The following is a 14,426-nucleotide window of genomic DNA, read 5'->3' as shown; positions in this document are numbered from 1 at the left end:
CGGCGCACGCAGTCTCAGCGCAGCACCCAGGCCACATCCCTGAGCAGCGCGTGCCGCCACCCCGCCCGGTCGTGCTCCGATGCCGACCGGGACACCCGTACGGCGGCACCGCACCGCTCCGCCAGCGCCTCGACCCGCCCGCAGTGGGGCAGCATCGGCGTCTCGTGCTCCCCCACGTCGAAGGCGACCCGCAGCCCGGACAGATCGGGCAGCTCCCGCAGACGCTCGGCGAGGGCGCCACCCACCGGACCGCCGAACGGATCCGCCGACTCCATCGCCCCCGGCGTCCACCAGAACGACCCCGACTGACAGGCGACACGCGACACCAGCTCGGGGAACTCCAGCGCCGCGTACAGCGCGCTCAGCCCGCCGAGGCTCTGTCCGGCGACCACCAGCCGGTCCGGGTCGCCCGGCACGCCCGACTCCGCGACGAGCGGCAGCAGTTCGTCGCGCACCGCCCGCCACACCTCGGGCCGGCCCGCGTACTCGGTCCGCCGGTCCTTGGCCGGAAGGAAGACGAGGGTGACGGGCGGTACGTCACCGGCGGCGACCGCCGCGTCGAAGGCGGTCATGGCCGGATGCAGATACAGCCAGTCGTCCCCGTCCAGGAGCAGCACCAACGGCCCACCGCCGCCCACCGGATGAACGCGTACGGTACGACGCCCACCGAGCCGCTCGGAGGCCCAGCGGAGCCGGGTACGGGGGAGCGGCAGTACGTCGTCGGCGCCGACCAGGGGCCAGTGCGGCTGTGGCGGGGCGTCCGGCGTGGCGGCGATGGACCGGTCGCCGCCCGCGCCGGCCGGGTTGAACGGATCGGCGTACGCCTGGCCGTCGGCGAGGAACTGATAGGTGACCCGCAGCCGTTGGGGCATCCGCACCTGGGCGTACCAGCAGTCCGTGGCGCCCCAGCGGCGCAGCGGCACCTCGTCGGACCAGCTCTCGAAGCCGATGCGCGCCTCGGTCCCGCGCCACAGGAACAGGGTCATCCAGCCACCGTCGTCGGCACGAACCGAGAGCGGCCCGCCCGCCGTCGCCCAGAACGCGTCGGAGCCGGGCTCGGCCGACAACCCGAACTCGCCGAAGCCGAGGGCGCTTTGGGCCATGGGCATCTCCTTGTGGGAGCGAAGGCGAAAAGCTAGGCTCGATCCAATTAGGCGAGCCTAACCTAAGAATGATGCCTCCAGGAGGTACTCGACATGAGCACCAACCCCTTCGACGACGCCGAAGGCCGCTTCCTGGTCCTGGTGAACGACGAGGGCCAGCACTCGCTGTGGCCCGCCTTCGCCGGAGTCCCGGGCGGCTGGACGGTCGCCTTCGAGGAGAACACCCGGGACGCCTGTCTGGCCTACGTCGAGACCAACTGGACGGACCTGCGTCCCAGGTCCCTGTTCAGCCCAGCGCCCGGTCCAGGTTGAACGCCGCGCTGATCAGCGCGAGATGCGTGAACGCCTGCGGGAAGTTGCCCTGTTGCTCACCCGTGTGGCTGATCTCCTCGGCGTACAGGCCGAGATGGTTGGCGTACGTCAGCATCTTCTCGAAGGCGAGCCGCGCCTCGTCGACCCGTCCGGCGTGCACCATGGCCTCGACGTACCAGAACGAGCAGATCGAGAAGGTGCCCTCGTCGCCGCGCAGTCCGTCCGGGCTGGCCAGCGGGTCGTAGCGGTAGACCAGCGAGTCCGAGACCAGCTCCTGCGTCAACGCGTCCAGGGTGGACAGCCACTTGGGGTCGGTCGGCGCGATGAACTTCGACAGCGGCATCATCAGCACGGCCGCGTCCAGGACGTCGCCGTCCTCGTGCTGCACGAACGCCTGGCGTGTCTGCGACCAGCCCCGGCTCATGATCCGCCGGTAGATGGTGTCCCGGCACTCCCGCCAGCGGGGCAGATCGGCGGGCAGGCCACGCCGGTTGGCCATGCGGATCGCCCGCTCGATCGCCACCCAGCACATCAGACGTGAGTACAGGAAGTTCTTCCGGCCGCCGCGGGTCTCCCAGATGCCCTCGTCGGGCTGGTCCCAGTGCGCGCACACCCACTCCACCAGGGCGCACACATCGTCCCACTGGGCGCTGGAGACGGGCTTGGCCCACTTGTCGTAGAGATAGATCGAGTCGATCAGGGCGCCGTAGATGTCGAGTTGGAGCTGATCGGAGGCCGCGTTGCCGACCCGGACCGGCGCGGAGCCCTGATGCCCCTCCAGATGCGGGAGTTCGGACTCGGGGAGGTCGGTGCGGCCGTCGATGCCGTACATGATCTGGAGCGGGCCGGACGGTTTGCCGTCGCCCGGACTGATGTGTTTGGTCACGAAGTTCATGAACGCCTCGGCCTCTTCGGTGAAGCCGAGCCGCAGCAGCGCGTAGACACAGAAGGCGGCGTCGCGCACCCACACGTACCGGTAGTCCCAGTTGCGTTCGCCGCCGAGCTGCTCGGGCAGGCTCGTGGTCGGCGCGGCGACGATGGCGCCGGTGGGCGCGTAGGTGAGCAGCTTGAGGGTGAGCGCCGAGCGGTGCACCATCTCCCGCCAGCGGCCCCGGTACTTGGACTGGGACAGCCAGCGCCGCCAGTACGCCACCGTCGTCGCGAACTGCTCCTCCGCCTCGGTCCGCGCACACCGGCGCGGCGACACCTCACCGCCGACCTGGTCCAGCGCGAACACCGCCGACTCGCCCTCGGCGAGCTTGAAGTCGGCGCGCGCGTCCAGGCCGTCCGTCTCCAGCGGCACGGTCGCGGTCAGGCCCAGCGACAGCTTCTCGGACTCGAAGAGCGCGACATCGCCGACCATGCGCAGCCGGTGCGACTGGCGGCCGTAGTCGAAGCGCGGGGCGACCCGGGTCCGGAACGGGATCGAACCCCGTACGCACACCACTCGCCGGATCAGCCGGTGCCGCTCGATCTCGGCCGCCGCACCGTCGACGGGCATGAAGTCCTGGACCTCGCCGACGCCGTCCTCGGTGTAGAACCGCGTGATCAGGACGTTGGTGTCGGGGAAGTAGAACTGCTTGGTCCGGGCCGGCACCGACGCCGCGAGCTCGAAGGACCCGCCCCGCTCCGCGTCCAGGATCGCCGCGAAGACGCTGGGCGCGTCGAAGGACGGGCAGCAGTACCAGTCGATGGTGCCGTCCGTGCCCACCAGGGCCACGCTGCGCAGATCCCCGATCAGCCCGTGCTCGGCGATCGGCAGATACGACGCAGACGTCGGTGTTCCGCTCATCGCAGCCTCCCTGCCCCCAGCCTAGGTCGATCCGGGCGGCCGGGTGCGGGAACGGGGTCAGACGGCGACCACCCGGACCCCCGCCTCCTCGAAGCGCCGCACCATGTCCGCGCCCACGGCCGTGTCGGTGACCAGCGTGTCCACCGCCTCCGCCGCGCAGATCCGGGCGAACGCGCGCTGCCCCAGCTTGCTGGAGTCGGCCGCCACGACCACCCGCTCGGCCCGCTCGCACAGCAGCCGGTTGATCGCCGCCTCCGCCTCGTCGGCCGCGGCGGCACCGTGCGTGACGTCGAAGGCGACCACACCGAGCACCGCCACATCGAGGGTGATCTGGCTCAGCACCCCGTCCGCGAGCGGCCCGATGAGCTCGTACGACTGCGCCCGCGCGACCCCACCGGTCACCACGATCTTGAACTGGGGGCGGACGGCCAGCTCGTTGGCGATGTTGAGCGCGTTGGTGACGACCGTCAGGGCGGGCGAGCCGGACGCGAGGTCGCTGCGTACGGCCAGGGCGCGTGCCACCTCCGTGGTGGTCGTGCCGCCGGTCAGCCCCACCGCCTCGCCGGGCGCGAGCAGATCCGCGACCGCCTTGGCGATGCGCTGCTTCTCGGAGGCGTGCCGGGCCGTCTTGTAGCGCAGCGGCAGCTCGTACGACACCCCGTGCACAACCGCCCCGCCCCGCGTGCGCACGAGCATCTGCTGCTCGGCCAGCTGGTCGAAGTCGCGCCGGATCGTCGCCGCCGAGACCTCCAGCTCGGCGGCGGCCTCCTCGACGTCCAGCCGGCCGCGCTCGACGAGCAGCTCCAGCAGCGACTTCCAGCGGGCGTCGCGGGACATCCGCACCCTCCCATCCTCGATCACCCGGCGACCCTAGCGCACCCCATGCCCGCTCGAATGCTTGATTCTGCTCGAAACCTCGCTATATCTTGCACGAACAATCACCGATGGGGAGGGGTGACGCATGGCGCACGGCATGACGCACGTCGAGAGCGAGCTGACCGGCCAGCCCGAGTGCTGGACCCGCGCGGCGGCCGAGGCGGAAGGGCACCGTGGGGCGCTGCCGGTGGCGGGGGAGCGGATCGCGCTCGTGGGGTGCGGCACCTCGTACTTCATGGCGCAGTCCGTGGCCGCGCTGCGCGAAGGAGCGGGCCAGGGCGAGACGGACGCCTTCGCCGCGTCGGAGTTCCCGCGGCAACGCTCGTACGACCGTGTCGTCGCCCTGACCCGGTCCGGCACCACCACCGAAGTCCTGGACCTGCTCGCTCAGTTGAAGGGGCGCATACCCACCACGGCGATCACCGCCGACCCGCGCACGCCCGTCATGGAGGTCGCCGACGACGTCGTCGTCCTCGACTACGCGGACGAACGCTCCGTCGTGCAGACCCGGTTCGCGACCACCGCCCTGACCCTGCTCCGCGCCCACCTCGGACTGCACACGAAGGCCGTCGTCACCGACGCCCGCACCGCGCTCGCCGAACCGCTGCCCGAAGGCCTCGTGGACTGCACGCAGTTCACCTTCCTCGGCCGCGGCTGGACCGTGGGCCTCGCCAACGAGGCCGGGCTGAAGATGCGCGAGGCCGCACTGTCCTGGACCGAGGCCTACCCGGCGATGGAGTACCGGCACGGCCCCATCAGCGTCAGCACGCACGGCACCGCGACCTGGATGCTCGGCGCGGCCCCCGAGGGCCTGGCCGAACAGGTCCGCGGCACCGGCGCACGCTGGATCGACGGCGGCCTCGACCCGCTCGCCGAACTCGTCCGCGCCCAGCGCCTCGCCGTGGCCGTCGCGGCGGCCCGGGGCCTCGACCCGGACCAGCCGCGCCACCTCACCCGCTCGGTCGTCCTCGCCGATTCATAGGAGCGGTCGTGCCTCTCGTCACCACCGGCGAACTGGTCGCCGCCGCCACCGCCGCGGGCTCCGCCGTCGCCGCCTTCAACGTCGTCACCCTCGAACACGTCGAGGCGGTCGTCACCGGCGCCGAGTCGGCGGACACCCCCGTCGTCCTCCAAGTCAGCGAGAACGCCGTCAAGTTCCGGCTGGGACGACTGCAACCCCTCGCCCGTGCCACCGTCGCCGCCGCCGAACGCGCCGCCGTACCCGTCGCGTTGCACCTCGACCACGTCCAGAGCGACGCCCTGCTGCGACAGGCCGCGGACGCCGGGTTCAGCTCCGTGATGTACGACGCCGCCCGGCTGCCCTACGCCGAGAACCTCGCCGCCACCCGCGCCGCGGCCGACTGGGCCCACGCCCAAGGCCTGTGGATCGAAGCCGAGTTGGGGCAGATCGGCGGAAAGAACGGCGAACCGCCGCTGGACGCCCACGACCCCGGCGCCCGCACCGACCCCGCCGAGGCCCGCGCCTTCGTGGCGGACTCCGGCGTGGACGCCCTGGCCGTCGCCGTCGGCAGTTCCCACGCCATGACCACCCGCACCGCCACCCTCGACCACGACCTCATCACCCGCCTGGCCGCAGTCCTCGACGTGCCCCTCGTCCTGCACGGCTCGTCCGGCGTACCCGACGACGACCTCGCCGCGGCCGTCACCGGCGGCATCGCCAAGGTCAACGTCGGCACCGCCCTCAACCTCGCCCTGACCGGCGCCGTACGGGAGTTCCTCACCGCCCACCCCGAGGCCGTCGACTCGCGCAAGTACCTGGGGGTCGGACGGGAAGCGATGGCGCGGGAGGTGGCCCGGATCATCCGCGTGCTCACCCGCTGACCTGGGCCCTCCGGGACTACCGCTTGACGGCTTTGAGCACCACGAACTTCGGGTCGCTCGCGACGAGCCGGCTGTTGCCGAACAGCCGCCGCAGCGTCACGTGGTACCCCAGATGACGGTTCCCCACCACCCACAGCTCCCCGCCCGGCCGCAACGCGCGCCGGGCGTCGGCGAACATACGGTGCGCGGTGGCGTCGGTCGTCGCCTGATGGGAGTGGAACGGCGGGTTGTTGAGGACGAGGTCCACACTCCCCTCCGGCACCCCGGTCAGCCCGTCCCCGACCCGGAACTCGGCGTGCCCCGGCACACCGTTCGCCTTGTACGTCGCCTCGGCCGAGGCCACCGCCTGGAACGACTCGTCGACGAACAGCACCTCGGCCCCGGGATCGGCCAGCGCCACCGCCGTCCCCACGACCCCGTTGCCGCAGCCCAGGTCGACCACGCGCGCCGCCCCGCGCGTGTCCGGCAGATGCTGGAGGAAGAACCGGGTGCCGATGTCGAGGCGGTCGGCGCAGAAGACCCCCGCGTGGTTGACGACGGTCCGCCCCGAGACCGGCCCGATGTCCTCGGGCAGCGCATACCGGTACGGCCAAGGGGTGGCGGTGTCCTTGCCGGGCGCCTCCGGGGTGCTGAAGATCAGCCGCGCCTTCTTCTCGGCCAGCGAGGTGCGGGTCGGTCCGATGATCCGCTCGAAGAGCCTGAGCGTGGAGGTGTGGATCTCCTTCACCATGCCGGCGCCGACGACGACCGTGCCCTCGTGCACCCCGGGCGCGAGGCGCAGCAACTGGTCCTCCAGCAGGGCCAGGCTCTTCGGCACCCGGACCAGCAGGACGTCGATCCGCCCCGGCGGCGGGTCCTGTGTCGTCAGCAGCCGCACCGTGCCGGTCCCGACACCGTTGCGGGCGAGATTGGCCCGGGTCGCCTCCTGGCTCAGATAAGAATCCGTGATCTGCGTCGGCCCGTGCGCCGCCAGCGCGGTGACCAGCGCACCCCACCGGTCGCCCAGCACCACGACCGTGCCGGACAGGTCGACCCCCTGGAGGTGCCGCAGCAGATAGTCGTCCGCGGCGTCCCAGGCACGCAGCCGGTCACGCGGGTCCTCGGGGAATCGGGCCAGCGCGAGCTCGCCCCAGGGTGTTGCCATACGGTCGTTCATCGTGCGTCCAGGCTAGCGGAGCCGCAGCTCAGGGCTTCTCCGGGAAGATGGGCTCATGGATGGCGAGCTGTTCCCCAGGTCCCGTACGGAGGTTGCGCCGGGCGCGGTGCACGTACCCGACTGGCTCGACGCCGGGCGGCAGCGTGAGCTGCTGGAGGCCTGCCGGGACTGGGCCCGTCCGCCGGCCGGGCTGCGGACGGTGCGCACACCCGGGGGCCTGCCGGGACTGGGCCCGTCCGCCGGCCGGGCTGCGGACGGTGCGCACACCCGGGGGCGGCACGATGACCGCACGGCAGGTGTGTCTGGGCTGGCACTGGTACCCGTACGGCTACGCCCGCACGGTCGTCGACGGGGACGGTTCCCCGGTGAAGCCGCTCCCCGCGTGGCTGGGGGAGCTGGGCGCGCGTGCGGTGCGGGAGGCACTGGGGGCGACACCCCCGTCGTACGACATCGCACTGATCAATTTCTACGACGGCGACGCCCGCATGGGCATGCACCGCGACAGTGACGAGAAGTCGGACGAGCCGGTCGTGTCCTTCAGCCTCGGTGACAGCTGTCTCTTCCGCTTCGGCAACCCCGAGACCCGGACCCGGCCCTACACGGACGTGGAGCTGCGCAGCGGTGACCTCTTCGTGTTCGGCGGGCCCTCGCGGCTCGCGTACCACGGGGTGCCCAAGGTGTACCCGGGCACGGCGCCGCCGGAGTTGGGGCTGACCGGGCGGCTGAACATCACGCTCAGAGTCAGCGGCCTGTAGATCTGCCGTGCCGCGGATCATGGGAGACTCGCCCTCATGAGCGGCGACGCGGACCCCCGGCCGGCGGGGGAAGGGACCACCTCGAGGACGCGGTTGGACCGGGGGCGCGGTGCGCTCGGGCCCGCACTGGAGCTCGTGCACACCGGACGCGCCCCGACCCGGGCCGTGCTCACCGCCGAACTCGGCGTGACGCGCGCCACCGCCGGAGCGGTCGCCGCCGAGCTGGAGGCGCTCGGGCTGATCAGGGTCGACGCCCGGCCCGGCGCCGCCGCGGGTTCCCAGGGCCGGCCCTCGCACCGGCTCGCGGTCGCCGAGGACGGCCCCGTCGTTCTCGCCGCCCAGGTGCACGCCGACGGATTCCGGGCGGCACTGGTCGGTCTCGGCGGCCGGATCGCCGCCACCGCGCCCGCCCGCGAGACCGTCGACGCCGACCCGGCGAAGATCATCGGCTCGGTCGTCGAGGCCGGCGCCGACCTGCTGCGCACCACCGGCCTGCGCTGCGTCGGCGCCGGTCTCGCCGTGCCGTCCGCGGTCGCCGAACCCGACGGCACCGCGCTCAACCCGCTCCACCTGGCCTGGCCCGTGGGCGCGCCCGTCCGGCGGATCTTCGCGGAGTGCGTGCGCGCGGCCGGCATCACCGGGCCGGCGTTCGCGGGCAACGACGTCAACCTCGCCGCACTCGCCGAGCACCGGCACGGCGCGGGCCGCGGCGCCCGCGACCTGCTCTGCGTGGCCACCGGACACCGGGGCGTCGGTGGCGCGCTCGTCCTCGACGGCCGTCTGCACACGGGCAGTTCGGGCCTGGCCCTCGAAGTCGGCCACCTCACCGTCAACCCCGAGGGCCGCCCCTGCCACTGCGGCAGCCGCGGCTGCCTCGACGTCGAGGCCGACCCGCTGGCCCTCCTCACGGCCGCGGGGCGCGAGCCCGGCCCGGTGGTGTCGCTGCTCCAGCAGGCCAACGAACTGATCCGCGACCACTACGACGACCCGGCCGTCCGCACCGCCGCCGAGACCCTCGTCGACCGCCTCGGCCTGGGCCTCGCGGGACTGGTGAACATCCTCAACCCCGACCGGATCATCCTCGGCGGCCTGCACCGCACCCTGCTCGCCGCCGCCCCCGACCGGCTGCGCGCGGTCGTCGCCGACCGCAGCCTGTGGGGGCAGAGCGGCGGCGTCCCGATCCTCGCCTGCACGCTGGACCACAACAGCCTGGTCGGAGCGGCCGAGTTGGCGTGGCAGCCGGTGCTGGACGACCCGCTGAGGGCACTGGCCGAGGCGGTCGGCTAGGCCCGCGGCCCCGGACGGTCCGGAAGGCTCCGGGCGGTCCGGAAGGCCCCGGACGGTCCGGAAGGACAAGCCGAGGCGGTCGGCTAGGCCCGCGGCCCCGGACGGTCCGGAAGGACGGGCCCTAACCCACGAGTGACTGCGTACCGAGGACGGAGACGAGCGCGAGCTTCTCCGCCGCCTCGGTGCCCGGCTCCGCCGAATACACCAGGATGTGCAGGTCGTTGCCCTCCACCCGCAGCAGATCGCAGTCCAGCGTCAGCGGGCCCACCTGGGGGTGCTCGATCGTCTTGCGGGAGGCCTGGAGCCGGCCCACGACCCCCGCGTCCCACAGCTCGGCGAACCGCTCACTGCCCGCCCGCAACTCCGCGACCAGCCGCCGCAGTTGCCGGTCGGCGGGATAACGGCCGACCGTGGCCCGCAGCTCCGCCACCATGCCGGCCTCGAACGCGCGCCGCTCCTCGGGAGTGTGCCGCACCCGGGTCGGCGCACCCAGGAAGTTGCGCCACACCCCGTTGCGCTCGAAGCCGCTCCAACCCGACGGATCACCCATCAGCGCCGCGTACATCGGATTGGCGACCAGCAGCGTCATCGCCGCGTCGGACACCCCGACCGGCGTGTCCACCAGCCGGTCCAGCAGCCGCTGCACGCTCGGCGTGAGATACGCGGGCACCGTCTCCGGCCCCGGCGGCACCAGCCCCGCCAGCCGGAACAGATACGCCCGCTCGTCCCCCGACAGCCGGAGCGCCCGCGCCAACGCCTCCACGACCTGCCCCGACGGACGGGCCGCCCTGCCCTGTTCGAGCCGGGTCACGTAGTCGACCGAGATCCCCGCCAGCAGCGCCAGTTCCTCGCGCCGCAGTCCCGCCGCGCGCCGCTGACCCCCGACGGGCAGCCCCGCGGTCTCCGGCGCGACCCGGTCCCGCCAGCGGCGCAGCGCCTGCCCCAGATCCGTCGTCGTCATGCCTCCAGTCAACCGCGTCGGCCGGGCGGGTGCCTGGTACTGGTAGTCCCAGGAAGAAGAGTCGTCTGGCTGTCCGCCCGGCCCGGCGGGACCGTGGAGCCATGACCACCACACTGATCACCGGAGCGAACAAGGGACTGGGCTTCGAGACCGCCCGCCGACTCGTCGAAGCAGGTCACACCGTCTACGTCGGCGCCCGCGACGAGGAGCGCGGACGCCGTGCCGCCGAGCAGCTGGGCGCCCGGTTCGTCCTCGTCGACGTCACCGACGACGCGTCCGTCGCCGCGGCCGCCAAGACCGTCGAGGCCGAGGGCGGCCTCGACGTCCTGATCAACAACGCGGGCATCGAGGTGCGGGGCGAGGACAACGGCATCCCCGGCGCCGCCGACACCACCGCCGACGAGATGCGGACGGTGTTCGAGACGAACGTCTTCGGTGTCGTCCGCGTCCTGCACGCCTTCCTGCCGCTGCTCCAGAAGTCCGCCGCGCCCGTCGTGGTGAACGTCAGCAGCGGTCTGGGCTCCCTGACCCGGCTGTCCGACCCGGACTCCCCGGCGCACTTCTACCCGGCCGTCGCCTACCCGTCGTCCAAGACCGCGGTCAACATGATCACCGTGCAGTACGCGAAGGCGTTCCCCGCGATCCGCGTCAACGCAGTCGAGCCCGGCTTCACCGGCACCGACCTCAACGGCGGCACCGGAACCCAGACCGTCGAACAGGGCGCCGAGATCATCGTGCGCATGGCGCGGACCGGGCCGGACGGGCCGACCGGCGGCTACTTCGACGTCCACGGCCCCATCCCCTGGTAGCCGGCATCCAGGGGGCCGTGTCCACGGACCGGCGCGTAGGGTCACCGGCATGCGGATCTCAGTCTCCTCCGACATGGACGAACCCGTCGCCCGCGCCCTTGTCGCCGACCTGCGCGAACGCGGCCACGAGGTGACCACCCACGGGGCCCTCGAACCCGGCGCCGACCCCCAGTGGGCCGCCTGCTCGGAGGCGGCGGCCCGGGACGTCGCCGCCGGGACGGCGGACCAGGCGGTCGTGTGCTGCTGGACCGGCACAGGAGCGTCGATCGCCGCGAACAAGGTCCCCGGTATCCGGGCCGCCCTGTGCACCGACGCCTACACCGCGGACGGCGCCCGCCGCTGGAACGACGCGAACGTCCTCGCCCTCGGCCTGCGCCTCACCTCCGAGCCCCTGATGAAGGAGATTCTCGACGCCTGGTTCGCCGCGGAGGCGAGCGAGGACGCCGAGGACCGGGCGAACGTGGAGCGCGTCGGGCGCCTGGACGTCGAGGGCCGGTGAACCTCAGGGAGCCGTGAGGCTCCACAGGGCCGCCACCAGCGGTCTGCGCAGGTCGGCCCGGCGTACGCACAAGCCGATCGGGAACGGCTCGGGCGGCGGATCGGCCGGGACCACCGCCAGCCGCTCGCGCACCGCGCTGTGCTCCAGCACCAGCCGCGGCACCACCCCCGTACCGCAGCCGAGGGCGACCAGCGTCAACAGCCCTTCGTGGCCGTCCGGTTCACAGGCCACCTCGGGCGTCGTGCCACGGGCGCGGAACCAACGGTCGGCGGCGTCACGGACGAGCCCGCGGTGGGGGAGGACGAAGGGGCCTTCGAGGTCGGGGTCGGGGCGGTCCCGGGCCGTGACCGGGACCAGCCCGGTCACCGCGACGGTCCGCCCCACCAACGGCTCCGGCAGCCGCGCCGGGATGCCCGCCACCGCCACATCGACCTCGCCCTCGTCCAGCCGGGCCAGGGCCGCCGCCGCGTCGCCGGTCCGCAGGTCGAGGCGGACCTGGGGGTGCGCGGCGCGGAACGGGGCCAACAGGTCGGGCAGCAGGGCCTGGCAGGCGGTCACCGTGGCGAACACGGCCAGCCGGCCGGTCAGTTCGGCCGGATCGGGATGCGCCTCACGGTAGGACCGCCACAACTCCAGTGCCTCGACGGCGTATTCACGGAACCGATGCCCCTCGGCCGTCAGTGACACCCCGCGCGGCCCCCGGTCGAACAGCCGGTGCCCCAGGTCCGCCTCCAGCCGCTGCACGGTCCGCGTCAGCGTCGCCGGGCTCACATGGCAGTCGAGACTCGTCCGCCCGAAGTTCAGCGACTGCGCCAGATGCAGAAACAGACGCAGCTCCCGATGATCGTCCCGCACCCGCCCACCTGCACCTTTCATCTGCTGCAACAGTGCGCTGCACATGTTGCGCTTGCCGCAACGCTGGCCGCGAGCCTACAACTCACCCATGACCTCGACCACGCACACCTCCACGTCCCGTGTCTTCGCCCTGGAGACGATGGACGTGCCCGGCGGCACGGAGACCATCCTGCGCGGCGGCCGGCACCTCTTCCCGCTGCTGCCCCAGGCGTTCGCCGGGGTGCGCCGCATCGGCGTCCTCGGCTGGGGCCCGCAGGGCCGCGCCCAGGCCCTCAACCTGCGCGACTCCCTCACCGGCACCGACATCGCGGTGGCCGTCGGACTGCGCCCCGGATCGGCCTCGGCCGTCGACGCCCGCGCCCACGGCTTCACCGAGGAGGACGGCACCCTCGGCGACTGGCTCGCCGTCGCCGCCGACAGCGACCTGGTGATCCTGCTGATCGCGGACGCGGCGCTGGCCGCCCACCACACGGAGATCTTCGCCGCCCTGAAGCCGGGCGCCGCCATCGGCCTCTCCCACGGCTTCCTGCTCGGCCATCTCCATGAGACCGGCGGCGACTTCCCACCCGGACATCCGGTGCTCGCCGTCTGCCCCAAGGGCATGGGCGACTCCGTGCGGCGGCTGTACCAGCAGGGCGCGCAGATCAACGGCGCCGGGATCAACAGCAGTTACGCCGTCCACGCCGACCCGGACGGCCGGGCCGTCGACCTCGCGCTCGGCTGGTCGGTCGCGATCGGCTCGCCGTACACCTTCCGCACCACCCTCGACAGCGAGTACCGCTCGGACATCGTCGGCGAGCGCGCCATCCTCCTCGGCGCCGTCCACGGCATCGTCGAGAGCCTCTGCACGCGCTACCGACTGGCCGGGGACGACGAGGTGACGGCGTACGAACGCTCCTGCGAGAACGTGACCGGCCCGATCGCCCGCACGATCTCCCGGGCCGGCCTGAGGGCGGTCCGCGAGGGCCTCGACGGGTCCGCCCGGGACGTCTTCGACCGTGCGTACACGGCGACATACGGCCCCGCCCGCGAGATCGTCGCGGAGATCTACGACGAGGTCGCCGACGGCACCGAACTGCGCAGCGTCATCCTCGCCGAACGGCGCCTCGGCGCCCGCCCGATGAGCGAGACCGGCGGCTCACCGATGTGGCGGGCCGCCGACGCGGCGCACGCCCGGCGCGGTGCACGCGACCTCCCCGTGGACCCGTTCACGGCCGGGGTCTTCGTCGCCACGATGACGGCCCAGATCGACGAGTTCGTCGACCGCGGCCACCCCTGGTCCGAGATCGTCAACGAGTCCGTCATCGAGGCCGTCGACTCCCTGCTGCCCTACATGCACGCCCGCGACGTGGCCCACATGGTCGACAACTGCTCCCGCACGGCCCGCCTCGGCGCCCGCCGCTGGGGCCCACGCTTCCAGGCCGCGTACGAGCAGATCGCCTACCCCGCCGCCGGACACCCGGCGGACAGGGCCCTGTTGAGCGCCTTCGACACCCACCCCGCCCATGAGGCCCTGGCCGCGGCGGCGAAACTGCGTCCGTCGGTGGACATCTCGGTGGCCTAGTCACCCGGGGTGCGGCCCCCGGGCGCGTACTGCGCCACACCGTGACCGAGCGACCAGTCGACCGACGCGTTCTCGGTCACGGTCACGAACACGTTCCGCGGCTCGGTGCCCGCGTAGGCGTGCACGAGTTCGGCGATGCGCCGGTACAGGGCCCGCTTCCGGTCCGGGGCGCGCCCGGCGCGCATGGTGATCGCGACGTACACGATGCCCTCGTCGCGGGGGACCCCGAGGTAATCGCCGTAGCGCAGCGTGCTGTTGATCCCGTCGTGGCCGGTCAGCACCTGGAAATGGTCGTCGGGCGGGATGTCCAGGGTCTCCACCAGGGCGTCGTGCACGGCCCGGCCGAGCGCGTCGAGCCGGTCGGGAGCGGCGTTCAGGGCATCGATCCGGACGAAGGGCATGTCAGGCAGCGTCCTTTCGGGCGCGGCGTGGTCTCGGGACCAGTTCGCCGCCGCAGTTCGGGCAGATGTCGTGCATGGCCTCGCTGCACGTCACGCAGAAGGTGCACTCGTAGGTGCAGATGCGGGCGGCGGCGTCGGTCGGCAGCTCGGCCGTCTCGCAGCGCTCGCAGCGGTCGCGCATCTCCAGTGCCATGGTCGTCTCCTCGCGGATCGT

General features: G+C 72.8%; 15 protein-coding genes and 1 pseudogene. 8 read left to right on the top strand and 8 right to left on the bottom strand.

Going from position 1 to position 14,426, the window contains the following annotated elements; all coding sequences use genetic code 11:
* Positions 1-14 precede the first annotated feature (14 nt).
* Positions 15-1,103 carry an alpha/beta hydrolase-fold protein gene (locus tag OG866_RS05750; protein ID WP_329332336.1) on the bottom strand — a complete coding sequence of 363 codons (1,089 nt, stop codon included), beginning with the start codon at positions 1,101-1,103 and terminating at the stop codon, positions 15-17.
* Between the two features lie 93 nt (positions 1,104-1,196).
* Here OG866_RS05750 and OG866_RS05745 point away from each other — a divergent pair, with 93 nt between their 5' ends.
* The gene (locus tag OG866_RS05745; RefSeq protein WP_329332335.1) at positions 1,197-1,415 is read left to right on the top strand and encodes an MbtH family protein; all 219 of its coding nucleotides are present in this window, start codon (positions 1,197-1,199) and stop codon (positions 1,413-1,415) included.
* Here the strand turns inward: OG866_RS05745 and OG866_RS05740 are convergent.
* Both OG866_RS05740 and OG866_RS05735 read right to left on the bottom strand, forming a co-directional pair.
* The gene (locus OG866_RS05740) at positions 1,390-3,207 is read right to left on the bottom strand and encodes a glycoside hydrolase family 15 protein (protein WP_329332334.1); all 1,818 of its coding nucleotides are present in this window, start codon (positions 3,205-3,207) and stop codon (positions 1,390-1,392) included. The genes OG866_RS05745 and OG866_RS05740 overlap by 26 nt on opposite strands.
* A 57-nt stretch (positions 3,208-3,264) precedes the next feature.
* Positions 3,265-4,044, bottom strand: a complete 780-nt coding sequence (locus OG866_RS05735) for a DeoR/GlpR family DNA-binding transcription regulator (protein WP_329332333.1) — start codon at positions 4,042-4,044, stop codon at positions 3,265-3,267.
* Positions 4,045-4,180: 136 nt separating this feature from the next.
* Here OG866_RS05735 and OG866_RS05730 point away from each other — a divergent pair, with 136 nt between their 5' ends.
* Together OG866_RS05730 and OG866_RS05725 are read left to right on the top strand one after the other, a co-directional pair.
* The gene (locus tag OG866_RS05730; protein ID WP_329343929.1) at positions 4,181-5,065 is read left to right on the top strand and encodes an SIS domain-containing protein; all 885 of its coding nucleotides are present in this window, start codon (positions 4,181-4,183) and stop codon (positions 5,063-5,065) included.
* Between the two features lie 8 nt (positions 5,066-5,073).
* Positions 5,074-5,925: a class II fructose-bisphosphate aldolase gene (locus OG866_RS05725; protein WP_329332332.1), complete on the top strand. Its 852-nt coding sequence runs from the start codon at positions 5,074-5,076 to the stop codon at positions 5,923-5,925.
* Positions 5,926-5,941: 16 nt separating this feature from the next.
* On the opposite strand, the gene OG866_RS05720 is transcribed toward OG866_RS05725, so the two are convergent.
* The gene (locus OG866_RS05720) at positions 5,942-7,069 is read right to left on the bottom strand and encodes a methyltransferase (protein ID WP_329332331.1); all 1,128 of its coding nucleotides are present in this window, start codon (positions 7,067-7,069) and stop codon (positions 5,942-5,944) included.
* Positions 7,070-7,136: 67 nt separating this feature from the next.
* Between OG866_RS05720 and OG866_RS05715 the strand changes: the two are divergent.
* Positions 7,137-7,836 (top strand): annotated as a pseudogene (locus OG866_RS05715) (alpha-ketoglutarate-dependent dioxygenase AlkB family protein).
* Positions 7,837-7,872: 36 nt separating this feature from the next.
* On the top strand, positions 7,873-9,123 hold the full coding sequence (locus tag OG866_RS05710) for an ROK family protein (RefSeq protein WP_329332330.1): 1,251 nt from the start codon (positions 7,873-7,875) through the stop codon (positions 9,121-9,123).
* A gap of 121 nt (positions 9,124-9,244) precedes the next feature.
* Here the strand turns inward: OG866_RS05710 and OG866_RS05705 are convergent, their stop codons facing one another.
* Entirely contained in the window at positions 9,245-10,084 is an 840-nt protein-coding gene (locus tag OG866_RS05705; protein WP_329332329.1) for a helix-turn-helix transcriptional regulator, read from the bottom strand.
* 101 nt (positions 10,085-10,185) lie between these two features.
* On the opposite strand from OG866_RS05705, the gene OG866_RS05700 reads away from it, so the two are divergent.
* Entirely contained in the window at positions 10,186-10,893 is a 708-nt protein-coding gene (locus OG866_RS05700; protein ID WP_329332328.1) for an SDR family oxidoreductase, read from the top strand.
* Between the two features lie 49 nt (positions 10,894-10,942).
* Positions 10,943-11,392 (top strand): RpiB/LacA/LacB family sugar-phosphate isomerase, encoded by a 450-nt coding sequence (locus OG866_RS05695; RefSeq protein WP_329332327.1) that lies wholly within the window; start codon positions 10,943-10,945, stop codon positions 11,390-11,392.
* Positions 11,393-11,395: 3 nt separating this feature from the next.
* On the opposite strand, the gene ilvY is transcribed toward OG866_RS05695, so the two are convergent.
* Positions 11,396-12,247 carry an HTH-type transcriptional activator IlvY gene (ilvY, locus tag OG866_RS05690; protein WP_329332326.1) on the bottom strand — a complete coding sequence of 284 codons (852 nt, stop codon included), beginning with the start codon at positions 12,245-12,247 and terminating at the stop codon, positions 11,396-11,398.
* A gap of 88 nt (positions 12,248-12,335) precedes the next feature.
* Here ilvY and OG866_RS05685 point away from each other — a divergent pair, with 88 nt between their 5' ends.
* Complete coding sequence (locus OG866_RS05685) at positions 12,336-13,811, top strand: ketol-acid reductoisomerase (protein ID WP_329332325.1); 1,476 nt, start codon at positions 12,336-12,338, stop codon at positions 13,809-13,811.
* Here OG866_RS05685 and OG866_RS05680 read toward each other — a convergent pair.
* Both OG866_RS05680 and OG866_RS05675 read right to left on the bottom strand, forming a co-directional pair.
* The gene (locus OG866_RS05680; RefSeq protein WP_329332324.1) at positions 13,808-14,212 is read right to left on the bottom strand and encodes a tautomerase family protein; all 405 of its coding nucleotides are present in this window, start codon (positions 14,210-14,212) and stop codon (positions 13,808-13,810) included. The genes OG866_RS05685 and OG866_RS05680 overlap by 4 nt on opposite strands.
* Position 14,213: 1 nt before the next feature.
* Positions 14,214-14,405, bottom strand: coding sequence for a DUF1272 domain-containing protein (locus OG866_RS05675; RefSeq protein WP_329332323.1), 192 nt, complete (start codon positions 14,403-14,405; stop codon positions 14,214-14,216).
* Positions 14,406-14,426: the final 21 nt, after the last annotated feature.

The sequence above is a fragment of the Streptomyces sp. NBC_00663 genome, assembly GCF_036226885.1.
Lineage (GTDB): Bacteria > Actinomycetota > Actinomycetes > Streptomycetales > Streptomycetaceae > Streptomyces.
This window is presented reverse-complemented; position numbering and strand designations above follow the sequence as displayed.